At 63.3% G+C, this 14,313-nt stretch carries 20 protein-coding genes and 2 tRNA genes; 14 read left to right on the top strand and 8 right to left on the bottom strand.

Annotation, left to right across the window (positions count from 1 at the left end; all coding sequences use genetic code 11):
• The first annotated feature begins 65 nt into the window (after window positions 1–65).
• Both LB555_RS05420 and LB555_RS05415 read left to right on the top strand, forming a co-directional pair.
• Window positions 66–299, top strand: coding sequence for a DUF680 domain-containing protein (locus LB555_RS05420; RefSeq protein ID WP_015318439.1), 234 nt, complete (start codon window positions 66–68; stop codon window positions 297–299).
• A gap of 205 nt (window positions 300–504) precedes the next feature.
• Window positions 505–744 (top strand): DUF680 domain-containing protein, encoded by a 240-nt coding sequence (locus LB555_RS05415; RefSeq protein ID WP_015318438.1) that lies wholly within the window; start codon window positions 505–507, stop codon window positions 742–744.
• Between the two features lie 50 nt (window positions 745–794).
• Here the strand turns inward: LB555_RS05415 and LB555_RS05410 are convergent, their stop codons facing one another.
• The 3 genes from LB555_RS05410 to purM are packed head-to-tail and all read right to left on the bottom strand — an operon-like array spanning window position 795 to window position 3,138.
• Entirely contained in the window at window positions 795–1,304 is a 510-nt protein-coding gene (locus LB555_RS05410; RefSeq protein WP_224682404.1) for a SixA phosphatase family protein, read from the bottom strand.
• A 14-nt stretch (window positions 1,305–1,318) separates the two neighbouring features.
• On the bottom strand, window positions 1,319–2,032 hold the full coding sequence (gene purN / locus LB555_RS05405) for a phosphoribosylglycinamide formyltransferase (RefSeq protein ID WP_015318436.1): 714 nt from the start codon (window positions 2,030–2,032) through the stop codon (window positions 1,319–1,321).
• Window positions 2,029–3,138, bottom strand: a complete 1,110-nt coding sequence (gene purM / locus LB555_RS05400; RefSeq protein WP_015318435.1) for a phosphoribosylformylglycinamidine cyclo-ligase — start codon at window positions 3,136–3,138, stop codon at window positions 2,029–2,031. Before purM ends, purN begins: the two co-directional genes overlap by 4 nt.
• 210 nt (window positions 3,139–3,348) lie before the next feature.
• Between purM and LB555_RS05395 the strand changes: the two genes are divergently transcribed.
• From LB555_RS05395 to LB555_RS05375, 5 genes are all read left to right on the top strand, one after another.
• The gene (locus tag LB555_RS05395) at window positions 3,349–3,903 is read left to right on the top strand and encodes a CDP-alcohol phosphatidyltransferase family protein (protein ID WP_015318434.1); all 555 of its coding nucleotides are present in this window, start codon (window positions 3,349–3,351) and stop codon (window positions 3,901–3,903) included.
• A complete protein-coding gene (locus LB555_RS05390; protein ID WP_015318433.1) occupies window positions 3,878–5,158 on the top strand; it encodes an AI-2E family transporter in 1,281 nt (426 codons plus the stop codon). Before LB555_RS05395 ends, LB555_RS05390 begins: the two co-directional genes overlap by 26 nt.
• 1 nt (window position 5,159) lies before the next feature.
• Complete coding sequence (gene hdaA / locus LB555_RS05385; RefSeq protein WP_015318432.1) at window positions 5,160–5,864, top strand: DnaA regulatory inactivator HdaA; 705 nt, start codon at window positions 5,160–5,162, stop codon at window positions 5,862–5,864.
• 329 nt (window positions 5,865–6,193) lie between these two features.
• Complete coding sequence (locus LB555_RS05380) at window positions 6,194–6,451, top strand: type II toxin-antitoxin system Phd/YefM family antitoxin (RefSeq protein ID WP_015318431.1); 258 nt, start codon at window positions 6,194–6,196, stop codon at window positions 6,449–6,451.
• On the top strand, window positions 6,448–6,837 hold the full coding sequence (locus tag LB555_RS05375) for a type II toxin-antitoxin system VapC family toxin (protein WP_015318430.1): 390 nt from the start codon (window positions 6,448–6,450) through the stop codon (window positions 6,835–6,837). The genes LB555_RS05380 and LB555_RS05375 overlap by 4 nt, the downstream gene beginning before the upstream one ends.
• Window positions 6,838–6,865: 28 nt before the next feature.
• Here LB555_RS05375 and LB555_RS05370 read toward each other — a convergent pair whose 3' ends face one another.
• Both LB555_RS05370 and LB555_RS05365 read right to left on the bottom strand, forming a co-directional pair.
• Window positions 6,866–7,246, bottom strand: coding sequence for a hypothetical protein (locus LB555_RS05370; protein WP_224682403.1), 381 nt, complete (start codon window positions 7,244–7,246; stop codon window positions 6,866–6,868).
• Between the two features lie 24 nt (window positions 7,247–7,270).
• Window positions 7,271–7,347, bottom strand: a tRNA-Pro gene (locus LB555_RS05365).
• Between the two features lie 124 nt (window positions 7,348–7,471).
• On the opposite strand from LB555_RS05365, the gene LB555_RS05360 reads away from it, so the two are divergent.
• The 6 genes from LB555_RS05360 to LB555_RS05335 all read left to right on the top strand — a co-directional run bounded on the left by LB555_RS05360 (window position 7,472) and on the right by LB555_RS05335 (window position 11,926).
• On the top strand, window positions 7,472–7,777 hold the full coding sequence (locus tag LB555_RS05360) for an ETC complex I subunit (RefSeq protein ID WP_015318428.1): 306 nt from the start codon (window positions 7,472–7,474) through the stop codon (window positions 7,775–7,777).
• 44 nt (window positions 7,778–7,821) lie between these two features.
• Window positions 7,822–7,898 (top strand) — tRNA-Arg (locus LB555_RS05355).
• Window positions 7,899–8,166: 268 nt separating this feature from the next.
• The gene (locus tag LB555_RS05350; protein ID WP_015318427.1) at window positions 8,167–8,388 is read left to right on the top strand and encodes a hypothetical protein; all 222 of its coding nucleotides are present in this window, start codon (window positions 8,167–8,169) and stop codon (window positions 8,386–8,388) included.
• 200 nt (window positions 8,389–8,588) lie between these two features.
• The gene (locus LB555_RS05345; protein ID WP_015318426.1) at window positions 8,589–9,377 is read left to right on the top strand and encodes a GGDEF domain-containing protein; all 789 of its coding nucleotides are present in this window, start codon (window positions 8,589–8,591) and stop codon (window positions 9,375–9,377) included.
• A 206-nt stretch (window positions 9,378–9,583) separates the two neighbouring features.
• On the top strand, window positions 9,584–10,546 hold the full coding sequence (locus tag LB555_RS05340; protein ID WP_041163868.1) for a glycosyltransferase family 4 protein: 963 nt from the start codon (window positions 9,584–9,586) through the stop codon (window positions 10,544–10,546).
• Between the two features lie 153 nt (window positions 10,547–10,699).
• On the top strand, window positions 10,700–11,926 hold the full coding sequence (locus LB555_RS05335; protein WP_015318424.1) for an anion transporter: 1,227 nt from the start codon (window positions 10,700–10,702) through the stop codon (window positions 11,924–11,926).
• Between the two features lie 3 nt (window positions 11,927–11,929).
• Here the strand turns inward: LB555_RS05335 and LB555_RS05330 are convergent, their stop codons facing one another.
• Window positions 11,930–12,517: a TetR/AcrR family transcriptional regulator gene (locus LB555_RS05330; RefSeq protein ID WP_181177932.1), complete on the bottom strand. Its 588-nt coding sequence runs from the start codon at window positions 12,515–12,517 to the stop codon at window positions 11,930–11,932.
• Between the two features lie 84 nt (window positions 12,518–12,601).
• On the opposite strand from LB555_RS05330, the gene LB555_RS05325 reads away from it, so the two are divergent.
• Window positions 12,602–13,498, top strand: coding sequence for a crotonase/enoyl-CoA hydratase family protein (locus tag LB555_RS05325; protein ID WP_015318422.1), 897 nt, complete (start codon window positions 12,602–12,604; stop codon window positions 13,496–13,498).
• Here the strand turns inward: LB555_RS05325 and LB555_RS05320 are convergent.
• Together LB555_RS05320 and LB555_RS05315 are read right to left on the bottom strand one after the other, a co-directional pair.
• Window positions 13,444–13,764 carry a cupredoxin family copper-binding protein gene (locus LB555_RS05320; protein ID WP_015318421.1) on the bottom strand — a complete coding sequence of 107 codons (321 nt, stop codon included), beginning with the start codon at window positions 13,762–13,764 and terminating at the stop codon, window positions 13,444–13,446. The two genes, LB555_RS05325 and LB555_RS05320, sit on opposite strands and share 55 nt — an antisense overlap.
• Complete coding sequence (locus LB555_RS05315; RefSeq protein ID WP_015318420.1) at window positions 13,761–14,285, bottom strand: DUF4142 domain-containing protein; 525 nt, start codon at window positions 14,283–14,285, stop codon at window positions 13,761–13,763. The genes LB555_RS05320 and LB555_RS05315 overlap by 4 nt, the downstream gene beginning before the upstream one ends.
• Window positions 14,286–14,313: the final 28 nt, after the last annotated feature.

The following is a 14,313-nucleotide window of genomic DNA, read 5'->3' as shown; positions in this document are numbered from 1 at the left end:
CGACGCGAAATTCCTCCCAAAGGCACGCCACTTGACGGACAGACCAGACCTATCGGAGTAAAGAAATGAACAGGATCGCACTTACCGCCGCCGCCATTCTCGTTGCCACGGGCGGCGCCTTCGCCGGCAGCGACAATTATGGCTCTGACAATGTCAATCAGCCGGCGGTCACCGCGCCCGCGGGTAAAATCGACCACAGCTATACGGCTTCGATCCGCAAGCCGGTCGAACACCGCGGTTTCAAGCTGACGCCCGATTCCAATCAGCCTGATCCCGGCCAGGGCAACTGGGGCAACTGATCCACGCCGGCCTCGCCTGGCTTGACGACAAAGAGCGGTGGGCCTGGCCCGCCGCTCTTGTTTTGAGGTTCAGACCGAAGGCCGCCGATCTTACCAGTCGGCAGAAACATCTCACGTCCAGGAATAAAACCAGGCTGCTTCTGGTCTTCTCCTCAGCGGAACCGTCCTCCCAAGACGCCGCCCAACGGATGAACAGGAGATTGAAATGAACAGACTTGCTCTCGCTACCGCCGCTATCCTTGTCGCAGCCGGGGGTGCATTCGCCGGCAGCGACCACTATGGCTCCGACAATGCCAACCAGCCGGTCGCCCCGGTCGCCGGCGTGGATCACGCCGCCACGGGCGCCGTCAACGACACGGATATGATCAAACACAAGACCGCCGACACCAAGATGAAGCCAGCCACCGACTGGCCCGAGCCTGGCCAGGGCATCTGGGGTAACTGATGTCGCGGCTGCGGCGGGTCTGATCTGCCGCACCCGCGGACATTAGACTTCTAGCTCAGATCCTTCGGCCGCAGGCAATGTGTCAGCCTGGCGGCCGACACCCCGGACCAATCGTCTTCAAGGACGAAGCGCGCGAGGGCTGCTGTCGGAAACTTTTCCTCGAGCCTCTTGCGCGCCTTCGCCTCCGATCCCGGTCCGGCAAGCTGTTTTGCCAGCTCCTCAAGGCCCGGATTGTGGCCGAGAACCAGCAGGCAGCTGGTCGAAGGGTCCGCTTTGCGTAGCTGACCCAGAATATCCGCCGCTGCGGCATCGTAGAGCGCCTCGGCAAACGCGACCCGGGGATGCACTGGCAGTTCCGCCGCCACCAGCCGCCAGGTATCGCGGGTGCGCAGCGCCGGCGACACCAGCGCCTGATCCGGCAGCCAGTTGCGCGCTCCAAGCTCGCGGCCGATCAGCCGGGCCGCCTTCAACCCACGTTCCGCCAGCGGTCGGTCGAAATCGTCGAGGTCAGGGTCGTCCCAACTCGATTTGGCGTGACGCAGCAGGAGCTGCTGTTTCATCGCTGCGCTCTCGCTCAGGGCGTGATCCGCGCCAGGTGCTCGAGGTCGGCTTCCTCGCGCAGCGGATCGGGCGCCATCACCACCGAGGTGCCGTTGTCGGCATCGTCGGCGAAGTGGGCAAGAACCGTATGCCCGGCCTCCATGCGTGCCTTGCCTTCGGCGACCAGTCCAAGCGCCAGCGGGTAGAGCCGGTGCTCTGCCTTGAGCACGCGCGCGGCCAGCGTATCGGCATTGTCGCCGACCATCACCGGCACGGCCGCTTGCGCGATGATCGGGCCATCATCCATCTCGGACGTGACGAAATGCACCGTGCAGCCATGGATGCGGATGCCGGCGGCCAACGCGCGCGCATGGGTGTCGAGCCCCTTGAAGGCCGGCAGCAGGGCAGGGTGGATGTTGATCATGCGGCCCTGCCATTTCTGGACAAAGCCGGGGGTCAGGATGCGCATATAGCCGGCCAGCGCCACGATGTCGGCGTTGAAGGCCGCAAGTGCCGCGTCGATCGCCGCGTCATGCGCCTGCTTGCTGCCATGGTCGGCGCGGGAAATCACCTGGGTGGCGATGCCGCGTGCCCTGGCGATGCCGAGGCCGGCGGCGTCCGCCTTGTCGGAAATGACGCCGGCAATCTCGGCCGGGAAGGCCGGATCGCTGGCCGCCGCGATCAGCGCGGTCATGTTGGAGCCGCGCCCCGAAATCAGGACAACGGTGCGTTTTCTCTGCGTGCTCATAGGCCGATCGAACCCCGATAGATGACGCCGGCGTCGCGACGCGGCACGATGCGGCCGATCGGCGTCACCGTCTCGCCGGCTTCCTGCAGCACGGCCGCGACCTGCGCCGCCTGACCGGAAGCGACAGCCAAAATCATGCCGATGCCGCAATTGAAAGTTCGCATCATCTCCTCCGGCGCCACGCCGCCTGTCTTGGCCAGCCAGGAAAACACCGGCGGCACGTCGATGGCATTGAGGTCAAGTTCGGCGGAAAAGTCCTTGGGCAGCACGCGCGGAATGTTTTCCGGAAAACCGCCGCCGGTGATGTGCGCCAGCGCCTTGATGCCATGCGTGTTGCGGATCGCCTTGAGGATCGACTTGACGTAGATGCGGGTGGGTTCGAGCAGTGCCTCGGCAAGCTTCGCCTCGTCGTTGAACGGTGCTGGATCGTTCCACGCCAGACCGCTGGCGGCGACGATGCGGCGCACCAGCGAGAAACCATTCGAATGCAGGCCAGAAGAGGCCAGCCCGAGCAGCACGTCGCCCTCGACGATGTCGTCGGTGGGCAGGAGCTGGCCGCGTTCGGCCGCGCCCACGGCAAAGCCAGCAAGGTCATAGTCCTTGCCGTGATACATGCCCGGCATTTCCGCCGTCTCGCCGCCGATCAGCGCGCAGCCGGCCTGACGGCAGCCCTGTGCGATGCCGCCGACAATCGCGGCACCCTGATCGGGATCGAGTTTGCCGGTGGCGAAATAGTCGAGGAAGAACAGCGGTTCGGCGCCCTGCACGACGATGTCGTTGACGCACATGGCGACAAGGTCGATGCCGATCGTGTCGTGTTTTCCCGCCTCGATGGCGATCTTGAGCTTGGTGCCGACGCCGTCATTGGCTGCTACCAGCACCGGATCGGTGAAACCGGCCGCTTTCAGATCGAACAGGCCGCCGAAGCCGCCGATCTCGCCATCGGCGCCCGGCCTGCGCGTCGCGCGCACCAGCGGCTTGATCTTCTCGACCATGAGGTTGCCGGCATCGATATCGACGCCCGCCTGCGCATAGGTGAGCCCGTTTCCGCGCTTGGCCGTTTTGTTCTGGCCCGTTTTATGCTGGCCGGTTTCGCGCTTGCTCATCGCAATGTTCCTGCTCGTTTGCGGGCTCTTCGCATGAACGGTTTCGGTCCGCAAGGATAACGGCCGAACCGGGCTTCGTTTGGCCGACAAAAGCGTGGATAGCCGGGGGGCATCGCACTCAGTGCTTGCGGCTGGCCCAGCCGGCTCTCCCTTGCCTCGGCCCTCCATCTCCCTCATCTATCTCAACGCATAATACGGCGGGACAATGCGTTGACCATCCCCAACCTGATCACCATGCTGCGCGTTGTCCTGGTGCCTGCCGTGGTGTTGGCCATGCTGCAGGCGCGTTGGGACTGGGCCTTTGCCGGCTTCGTCGTTGCCGGCATTTCCGACGGCGTCGACGGCTTCATCGCCCGCCGCTTCAACCAGCAGTCCAGGTTCGGCGCCTATCTCGATCCGATCGCCGACAAGCTGCTGCTGGTTTCGGTGTTCGTCGTCATGGGCATCATCGGGCAGTTGCCGCTGTGGCTGGTCGTCACCATGGTGTCGCGTGACGCCTTGATCGTCTGCGCGGTCCTGTTGTCCACGGCGATGGCCCATCCGGTCGAGATCAAACCGTTCCTGGTCTCCAAGGCGAATACCGCCGTCCAGATCGTGCTGGCGGCGGTTGTGCTGGGCGAACTCGCCTTTGCCGTGCACCTCGACCCTCTGCGGCCAGGCCTCATATTGCTGTCCGGGGTCTTGACCGTGGCTTCGGCCGCGGCCTATCTCGTGGCTTGGCTGAGGCATATGAGCGGCTATGGCGAAGGCGGTAAATCAGGCTGACAAGCCCATCGACGGCAAGCCTGCCCGCAAGCCGGCCGCCCGCAAGGCGGCGGCGCTGGGCAAGACCGACGACGGCCAGATGGTTGTCGTCGTGCCGGAAGGCGAGACGGCGGCAGAGGCCGAGGCCTCGTCCACGTTCCGCCGCCAGATATTCTTCTGGCTGGCGGGGGCCGCGATCCTGGCGCTCTTCCTTTATGTGTTCAGCGACATCCTGCTGCCCTTCGTCGCCGGCATGGTGCTTGCCTATTTCCTCGATCCGGTCGCCGACCGTCTGCAGCGGCTCGGCCTCAGCCGCTTCATGGCGACGGTGGTCATCCTCATCACCTTCCTGATCGTGCTGGTGCTGGCCTTCGTCATCCTCATTCCGGTGCTGGCGACACAGATGGCCGATTTCGCCGGCAAGCTGCCGGAGTACCTGACCCGGCTGCAGAGCCTGATCACCTCCTTTGATCCGAAGTGGCTGGAACAGAAATTCGGCGTCAACGCCAATGGCTTGCGCGATGGGCTGAACTCGCTGCTGACCTCCGGTTTCGGCCTGCTCACGACGGTTTTCACTTCGATCTGGAGTTCGGGCGTGGCGCTGGTCTCGGTGGTCAGCCTGTTCGTGGTGACGCCGGTAGTGGCCTTCTACATGCTGCTCGACTGGGACCGCATGGTAGCGGTCATCGACAGCTGGGTGCCGCGCGACAACGTCGCCACGGTCCGCGCCATCGCGCGCGACGTCAACACCGCCACCGCTGGCTTCGTGCGCGGCCAGGGTACGCTCTGCCTGGTGCTGGGCGCCATGTACGCCACCGGCCTTACGCTGACCGGGCTGAACTTCGCCATCCTCATCGGCCTGTTCGCCGGGCTGATCTCCTTCATCCCCTATGTCGGCTCATTGACCGGGCTGGTGCTGGCCGTCGGCGTCGCCTTCGTTCAGTTCTGGCCGGACTGGACGATGATCGTCGCGGTTGCGGTGGTCTTCTTCATCGGCCAGTTCATCGAAGGCAACATCCTGCAGCCCAGGCTGGTCGGCAAAAGCGTCGGCCTGCATCCTGTATGGCTGATGTTCGCGCTGTTCGCCTTCGGCGCTCTGTTCGGCTTCGTCGGCCTTTTGATTGCCGTGCCGGCTTCGGCGGCGGTTGCGGTGCTGGTGCGATTTGCCATCGCCCGTTATCTCGAATCGCCGCTCTACAAAGGCCATGCGACAGAACCCGCGCCGGCATTGCCAGCCGATCGCGGCGGCGGCCACCGCTCGCAACCGCGTCGCTGAAGTGACCGCGCAGCGAACCGACCCGCCACGCCAGTTGCCGCTCGATCTCGGCCATGGCACCGGTTACTCGCGTGATGAGCTGGTCGTCTCCGGTACCAACAACCAGGCGGCCGCACTGGTCGACCGCTGGCCGGATTGGCCAGCACCAGTGGTCGTGCTGGCGGGCCCAGCCGGCTCCGGCAAGACGCATCTGGCCTCGATCTGGGGTGCGCGCGCCAAGGCGGTGACTGTCGACGCCAGGCGCATTGGCGACAGCATCGCAAATCTTGGTGCCCGCCCGGCCCTGATCGATGATGTCGACGCACGCGCGGTCGACGAACTGGGCCTGTTCCATCTCATCAATGCGGTGCGTGGCGCCGGCTCGACGCTGCTTTTGACCGCACGCCGCTTTCCCTCGGCCTGGGGTGTATCGCTGCCCGATCTTGCATCGCGGCTCAAGGCTGCGGCGACCGTCGAGATCCATGAGCCCGATGATCTCCTGCTCGCCGGTGTCATCACCAAGCTGTTCGCCGACCGCCAGGTCGAGGTCGAGCCGCATGTCGTGCAGTATTTGGTGCGGCGCATCGAGCGTTCTCTGGCAACCGCGATGCGTGTGGTGGAGCGCCTGGATCGTAGCGCCCTGGAGCGCAAGATGCCGATTACAAGGACGCTGGCCGCCGAAACCATCAATGCCATGGACGAAGGGCAGGGCGAGTTCGAGATTTGATGACTTCAGGCTTCCACCTGTCCTCGTCTCGACTGAGTCCCATTTTGAGAAACAAGACTGGCACTTATCTTGCTGCGTGAGCTTGCCGGCTAACCCCGGTCCTGATTGCGTTCCAAATCAGGTTGTAGGCTCGCCGGGACTGAGGCGGTTGGGGTTCTCGCCCGGCGAGCTTGCGTTCAAAATGCATCGAGCGGGTGCCGCCGCAGCGGACATCCACCCCAACGACACGGACCACCCCCGCATTGTCGAAACTCTTGAAATAGACCACTCGATGGTCTATTTCTCGATTGAAAGATTTGGACCGGAGAATGGTCCATGCGGAGTATTCGATGCAGGTATCCGTTACCGACGCCAAGGGACAGCTGACCGAGCTGGTGCGCCGCGCTGAGGCGGGCGACGAGGTCATTCTGACCCGTCACGGCCATGCGGCCGTGCGGCTGGTTCCCATCAAGGCAATGCCCGGCAAGGAAGGTCGCCGGACGCTCATGGAAGCGGCGCGTGCGGCAGGGGCGGCCAAGATGAAGGCCGGACCATCCGCTGCCCGCAGCCAGGACTTCCTTTATGGCGATGACGGCATGCCAGAATGATCGCGGTCGATACGTCGGCGCTTATGGCGATCGTCCTGAATGAACTTCAGGCCGACGCCTGCATGGCCGCGCTCGCAGCCGAGAACGACCTCCTGATCTCCGCCGGCACCGTTGCCGAGGCGCTGATCGTCGCGGCCCATCGTGGCGTCGCCGCCGAGCTGTCCAGCCTGATTGACGGGCTTGGTTTCGAGGTGGTGGTGGTAACGCCGGCCTCGGCCCGGCGTATCGCCGAAGCCTATGCGCGATGGGGCAAGGGCAGCCATCCGGCCGCGCTCAATTTCGGCGATTGTTTCTCCTACGAGGTGGCGAAGGAGCACGCTTGCCGGCTATTGTATGTCGGAGCCGATTTTTCGAAAACCGATATAGAGGGTGTGCTCTCAACGTAACACTGCCGGCCGGTGAGCTTGCGGCCAATCACAGCCACATTCTGACGAAATGCCGGACCAACAGATAGACGGCCGAGTGCGCGGCAATATAGCAGGCCGCGACCAGCACAAAAATCCCGATGCTGGCTGCCCACGAACGGGAGGCGACGATGCCAGGTGCGAGCCTGCCGTGCCTGCGGCTCTCGCGATTGTTCCACGTCGTCAAGGCGGCACAGGCGATCGCCCATGCCACCATGAACGGAACCGTCACGCCCGCATAGGCGAAATAGGCCGGCCCGAACAGCGACACCCAAGTATCGATCCCAAGCACCGCCAACCCCCGTTTGCCGCAGCTTAAGCCAGCAATGCCGATGGAAGCGAGCATGAAATAATGACACGCCGATAAGGGCCAAAACCCCTTCGGTGCCATCGGTGTCGCATTTTAAATGAGAAATGGTCGGAGTGGAGAGATTCGAACTCCCGACCCTCTGGTCCCAAACCAGATGCGCTACCAGCCTGCGCTACACTCCGAACGGTCTGTTGCCTATTCATTTCGGTGGTACATGGCAAGTGCAAAAACCTTGCCGCCGCTGCCAATGCGCAGTAATGACGGGCGAAGAGGCGGCGATGCCGCCTTGCCAACAAAGAGGTGGCCATGTCCGCGCGCATTTTCAGCCCAGCCAAAACCGCGATGCAGTCCGGCAAGGCCAAGACCGGCCATTGGGTGCTGGAATTCGACCCCGAGATGCGCAAGAAGATCGATCCCTTGATGGGCTACACCACGTCGGGTGACATGAGAAGCCAGATCCGGCTCACCTTCGACACCCGCGAAGAAGCGGTGGCCTACGCGGAAAAGGAAGGGCTTGCCTTCCGTGTCGAGGAACCGAAAGAGACCAAGCGCCGCCAGATTTCTTATGCGGAGAATTTCCGCTATGACCGCAGGACGCCCTGGACGCACTGAAAGGCGGCAGGCCCAAGCATCCAGCCGGCCGTTGGCCGGCCGACGGTCCCGTAGCTCAGCTGGATAGAGCACCGGCCTTCTAAGCCGATGGTCACAGGTTCGAATCCTGTCGGGATCGCCAATAATTTCAATGGCTTATGTTGCATTACCTCACGCGGTCGCGCGATCCTACCCCTGCCTGCCAGTGCTGCCACGCCGCTTGCCGGAAGCCGGAACAGAGTTCGGCCCGCACAGGGCTCTGGAATTATTTCGTGATCCGGCCCTGTTGGAACCTTGGCCAAGACTACGCGTTCGGGGCCTTGTATTCGTGGAGCCTCATAAAAGGCACTATGCGGGCAAGCGAACGGGTGGGCAAAACAAGCGCGGGTTGGGGGAGGAGAAACAAGGCTATGTCGAAACGTGAAATTGGAACGTCCCCTGCCTTGGGGCGGCGTATCGCCGATCTCAGGGCCCGAATGCAAGACGCCGAAATTTCCGGCCATGAAATGAAAACCTTTCACAAGGTGGCCGCCATCATGGGATCTGGCGACGGTTCCTTGCAACTGGATGCCGACGACCTGATCGCGGCATCCTTCGTCGCCGAAGCGGTTGGGCCGGCGCCCAGCCGCTGACTTCGGAATTTCCCTTGTCCGAAATCCGGTGAGCAAATCGCGTCCTCCATTGGGGCACGGCCGCCTGTTGGGCGATCGTGCTCCAGCGCCCGGCCCCTGATCTCGTCTCGTCGTCACCTGATCTCGAATTGAAAGGAAAGTCTTATCATTTTGTTTGCGTTGGCACGTCATAGTAGGGACGGCTAACGGAGTGAAAAGGGATGAAGCTGGACCTGTCGCCCACCAGCTGGGGCAGGGTGATGGCCGTCACCGCCGCCGGCACGGCATTCTTCATTGCCGTGGCGTTTTTCGTCGATTCGTTCAATTTCCCGTATCTTTCGCCCGAGTCTGTCTGGCGCGCTAAGCTGACCGACCTTCTGCTGCCCTTGGTGCTCGGCGGCTCGTTTCTGTTTTTCCTGACGTGGAAGATCCGCCAGCTGGCGATAGCCCAGCGCGACCTCAGCGTCATTGCCGCGACGGACAGCCTGACGGCGGTGCTGAACCGCGGCGCCTTCTCGATGCTGGTCGAGGCCTATCTCGAACAGACCCGCAAGCAGGAAGAGACCCGTACCGGCGCGCTGCTGATCATCGATGCCGACCACTTCAAGTCGATCAACGACCGCCTCGGCCATGATTGCGGCGACCAGGCGCTTAAACTGATCGCGCAGGCGATCAAGGGCCAGCTGCGCGGCACCGATATCGTCGGCCGGATCGGCGGCGAGGAGTTCGGCGTGTTCCTTCCCGGCGTCGACCCCTCGCAATCCTGGCTGGTTGCCGAAGGCATCCGCCGACGGATACGCGAAATGGACTTTTCGCCCGATGGCCGGTCCTGTCCGCTTTCCGTCAGCATCGGCGGCACCAGCTTCAGCGGGCCGACCACCTACGAGGCAATATTCTCCGCCGCCGACAGACGGCTTTATGCCGCCAAGTCGAATGGACGCGATCAGGTCAGCTTCGATCCGGCGGAAGCCGCTCTAGTGTCTCCGCTCAGCGCCGCCACCGTCCACTGAGGGCAGCCTTACAGTCGGCTGGCACCGACCGCTTCCTTGACGCATCCCTGTCTGTGTGCTTCCTCCGCGCAAGTGATGTATGGAACATCGCCAGAAACAATCCTGCTTCTTGAGTCCCTCGATCGTGCGGTTCGCGGGTACGGCACGGCCCGGGGATGCAGGGAATTGAATGGCCAAAGGCCCCGGGCCCGGTAAGCACCGCGATCATGATCCACTTATTCAACGGCTTTCAGAACCCGTTTGGCGGCAGTGAGCGCGAAACCCTGGAGTTGTATCGGCTGTTGAGCGCCGACTCGCAGGTGCGCCTCTGGGCAACCTCGTCGCGCGTATCCGAGGACCTGATGCAGGAATTTCCGATACGCCGCGTCTCGCCTGCAACACGCAATGTGCCGGCTGGCGGCACCTATGTCTTTCTTGGCGCGCATTGGCGCAACAAGATGTGGCCTTATCTGATCCCGCGACCGCGTCGGCTGATCTATGTCTTCAACACCTTTCATCCCAAGATCATCGCCCTGACGACCCACAGGCCGCGCCTGCTGGGTTGGCCCGGTGCCGAACTGGTGCTGATCTCCGACTTTCAGAAACGCATGCTGCGGGTCGAGGGCGTCGTGCATCCGTCACCCATCGACATCGAGCGCTTCTCGCCACGGCAGGCAAGGCCAAACGGTCCGTTCACGGTAGGGCGACTGAGCCGCGATATGGCGGACAAGCATCATGCCGACGATGTGGCGCTCTATAAGGCATTGCTGGCCGACGGCGACGCGGTGCGGATTCAGGGCGGCATGCCGCTCAAGGACAGGCTTGCGCCGCATTCGCAACTCGAGCTCCTGCCGCAGGGTGAATTTGCCGCCGAACAGTTTTTGCCGACGCTCGACGTCTTCTATTATCGCACCGGCTCGCATGTGGAGACGTTCGGCCGTGTGGTGTTCGAGGCGATGGCCTGCGGCCTGCCGGTCGTTTGCCATTCGCATGGCGGCTACGCCGATCATATCAGGCATGGCGAAAACGGTTTCCTGTTCGAAACGACGCAACAGGGAGCACGGATCCTGGCCGAGCTTAAAGCCGACCCGGCACTGCGGTTGGCCGTGGGTCAGAAGGCGCGGCGAACCGTCGAGCAGCTGTTTTCGCCGCGGGCGGTGCAACAGCGGTTGGACTTCTATCGGCGTTAGCGGCGCCACGCCGTCCGGCTTTCCAGACACCCTCGGCCAGCAATCCACGTACCCCGTTTGGCATCGATCCCGACATCGCGCTAAAGCTGGCATCACGTGAATCGCGGGGCGGCCGGCATCGGCGCGCAGACAGATCGAGCAGGGCTTCTACCGATGACATTGACGGGCGCCGCGGCACTGCTGATCCTGATCTTGACCTATGCCGGCGTCGCAATCGGCCGGATACCTGGCTTGCGGCTCGACCGGGCAGGCATCGCGCTGCTTGGCGGCGCGGCCATGATCGCCATCGGCGCGCTCAGCATGGAGGATGCCTACCGGGCCATAAATTTCGACACCATCACCCTTCTGCTCGGCATGATGATCGTCGTGGCTCATCTGAAGGTGTCGGGTGCCTTTCGCGGTCTTGGCGCCATCGCCATCGAGCACGCGCATGCACCATTCATGCTGCTGGTGATGGTGACGCTCCTCACCGGCGTGCTGTCGGCCTTCCTGGTCAACGATGCCATCTGCCTGGTCATGGCGCCAATCGTCGTCCATGTTACCCGCATCATCAACCGCAATCCGATCCCCTATCTGATCGCCACCGCCACCGCTTCGAACTGCGGCAGCGTCGCCACCATCACGGGCAATCCGCAGAACATGGTCATCGGCGCGCTGTCGGGCATTTCCTATCCGGCCTTTTCGGCGGCACTCGCGCCGGTCGCCTTGTTCGGCCTTGTCGCGGTCATCGTCATCGTGCGCATCGTCTACCGTGCCGAATTTACCCGCAACGGCGAACTGACGCCACACATCTCGCGTGGCCGCATGCATCGCGGCCAGGTGCTGAAGGCGGTGGTCGTCTGCATCGGACTGGCGATCGCCTTCTTCGCTGGTGTTCCCGTAGCCAAGGCGGCGCTCATTGGCGGCGCCATTCTGCTGCTGACCCGCGCCATCAAGCCATCGCGCATCTACCGCGAGATCGACGGACCGCTGCTGTTCATGTTCGCGGGACTGTTCGTGGTGGTTGCCGGCGCGGAAAAGACGCTGCTGACACCTGAGATGATCGCCTCGGCCAAGAACATCGGGCTCGACGATGTCTGGAGGCTTTCGGGTTTCACCGCGGTGTTGTCCAACGTCATGAGCAATGTTCCGGCCGTGCTGGCGCTCAGGCCTTTCATACCCGGCCTGGAAAACCCCGAGCGCGCCTGGCTGGTCGTGGCCATGAGCTCGACGCTCGCCGGTAACTTCACGTTGCTCGGCTCGGTCGCCAATCTGATCGTCGCCGAGCAGTCCAAGGCCGCAGGCACGCCGTTGTCTTTCGGCGCCTTCTTCAAGGTCGGCCTGCCGCTGACGTTGATTACGCTCTTGGCCGGTACGGGATGGCTGGCGTTCGGGGGGTAGCCCCTAGGCCTGGCTGCCCGACATTCGCGCCCTGACAAGCGTGGCCGCGGCTCGTCCGGCTGCTTCGACGTAGTCGGGGTTGCGATGGATGAGCATGATCGAAAAGCAGCCGTCGATCAGCAGCACGATCTCGCGCGCCAGCGCCCGCGGCCCCTCGACATGGTGGCCGGACAGTTCTGCCGCCAGCCATGTCTCGAAATTGCTTTTGTGCCGCGCCCCGACCTTGACCGCCGGGTGCCCTGGCATGGAGGCAAGCTCCGCGGCGGTGCGCAGGAAGCCGCATCCCTTCCATTTCGGATGGCGCGTGGCCCGGGCCAGGTTGGCGAAGATGGCTTGGACCTTGCTGTCCACACCACCTTGTTCAGCCTCGAACCAGCCGGCCATCCGTTTCAGATTGGGCTGATCGCGGCCGTCGAGATAGGCTGCGATGAGGTCGTCCTTGCTCTTGAAGTGGTAGTAGAGCGTCCGCTTCGTGAGACCCGCTTCCTCGGCGACGGCATCGACGCTGACACGGCCGATCCCCTCCGCGTAAAACAACCTGGTTGCTGCGTCGACAATGCGCTTGCGGGTAGGACTTTGTGCTTCGGGCATGGGTTTAAGTATACCGACTAGTGAATATACACAAGGCGCGAATGGCGTAACCTTCCATCTCATCACCATGCTGGAGGAAGCCAGATGACCGATCTTGTCCTGAACGAAAACAGGGAAGGCGTTGCCGTCCTTTCCCTCAACCGCCCGGAAAAGCTGAACGCGTTGAACTATGCGCTGATCGATCGCCTGCTCGCGACACTCGATGACATTGAAGTCGACGACCGCATCCGCGCGGTCATTCTGACGGGCGCCGGCGAGCGGGCCTTCTCGGCGGGCGCCGACATAGAGGAGTTCTCGGCCAGCGTGGCGCTGGGCGCCGAGACGGCGCTGCGAGACTTCGTCATGCGGGGACAGCGGCTGACGGCAAGGCTGGAAGCCTTTCGCAAGCCTGTCATCGCAGCCGTCAACGGCCTCGCCTTCGGCGGCGGCTGCGAAATCACGGAAGCCGTGCCGCTTGCAATTGCCAGCGACCGCGCGCTGTTCGCCAAGCCGGAGATCACTCTGGCAATGCCGCCGACTTTCGGCGGAACGCAGCGCCTGCCCAGGCTCGCCGGGCGCAAGCGCGCGCTCGAACTGCTTTTGACCGGCGACTGGTTCCCGCCACAGCGGGCTCTTGACCTTGGCCTCGTCAATCAGGTGGTTCCGCATGACGATCTGATGCCGGCTGCGTTCAATCTGGCCAGGCGTATCCTTCGGCACTCCGGACTGGCAGCCGCGGGCATCCTCACGGCGGTGACGCGAGGGCTCAATCTGAGCATCGCCGAAGGCTTGCTGGTCGAGGCCGAGCAGTTCGCCCGTATGGCCCCGACAGCCGATTTGCGCGAGGCGCTAGATGCCTGGATCAGCAGGCACAGGCCTGGACACGGCGGATCCTGGACGCATGTCGCGCGGCCCGAGGAGGCAAGGCGGGCCTCCTCGGCCCTGGATCACGGCGCCACCAGCAAGCGTCCCTTCATGTTGGGGTGGAAGCGGCAGAAATAGTCGACCGTTTGCGCCGTCTTCAGCGTCATGCTTGCCGACTTCTTCGGCGGAATTATCACCTCCCAGCCGCCCTTCACGGTAGCCGTGTGGGCGATCACGTCCTTGTTCACCCACTCGATCGTGTCGCCGACCTTGGCATCGACGCTGGCCGGCGAAAAGACGAGCTTGTCGACGGTGACCTGGATGGTTGCCGCCGCTGCCGGCGCTGTGGATGCCAACGCCAGCACGACCAGCCGCGCCAGAAGACCCAAGGCGCCCGCTTTCATTTCAGCATGCCGGCGACGTGTTCGGCATGCTGCTCATGGCCCTGGAAGATCTTGAGGCCGGTCTCGAGCAGGCTCTTCAGCTCGGCATTGCTGGCCGAGGGAATGAGCAGGGTTTCGAGCGCGCCATTGACCTGCTTGTGATAGGCGACCTCGTTTTCGATATAAGCCTTGTCGAAGGCCGCCCCTTTCAGCTTGGCGAGCTTGGCACGTTCCTCCTTCGCCGCCTTCGTCAGCGCCTGGCTGGTAGCGTTGTCCTCGGGCTTCACCTTGAGCTTCTTGACGAGATCGAGCGCCTGCTTGTTCACCGCTTCGTGGTCGCGCTCCATGTCCTTGGCGAAATCGACGACCTCCTTGCTCTTTGACTTCTTGATCGCCTGCTTGGCCGCCTCGATGTCGAGGACGCCTGCCGTATAGGCGATATGGGCGATCTGCGGGTCGGTCGGCTTGTCGGCGGCTTGCGAGACCGGGGCAGCGCCGACGAGAAGCAGGGCGGCAAGGGCGACGGTATATCGGGTGAACATGGCATCCTCCTTGGCCCGGCCGCGCGGA

Origin of the sequence: Mesorhizobium sp. BR-1-1-10 (assembly GCF_020165595.1) — a bacterium.
Taxonomy (GTDB): domain Bacteria; phylum Pseudomonadota; class Alphaproteobacteria; order Rhizobiales; family Rhizobiaceae; genus Mesorhizobium; species Mesorhizobium australicum.
The sequence above is the reverse complement of the archived record's forward strand: the minus strand, read 5'-3'. Positions and strand labels throughout refer to the sequence as shown.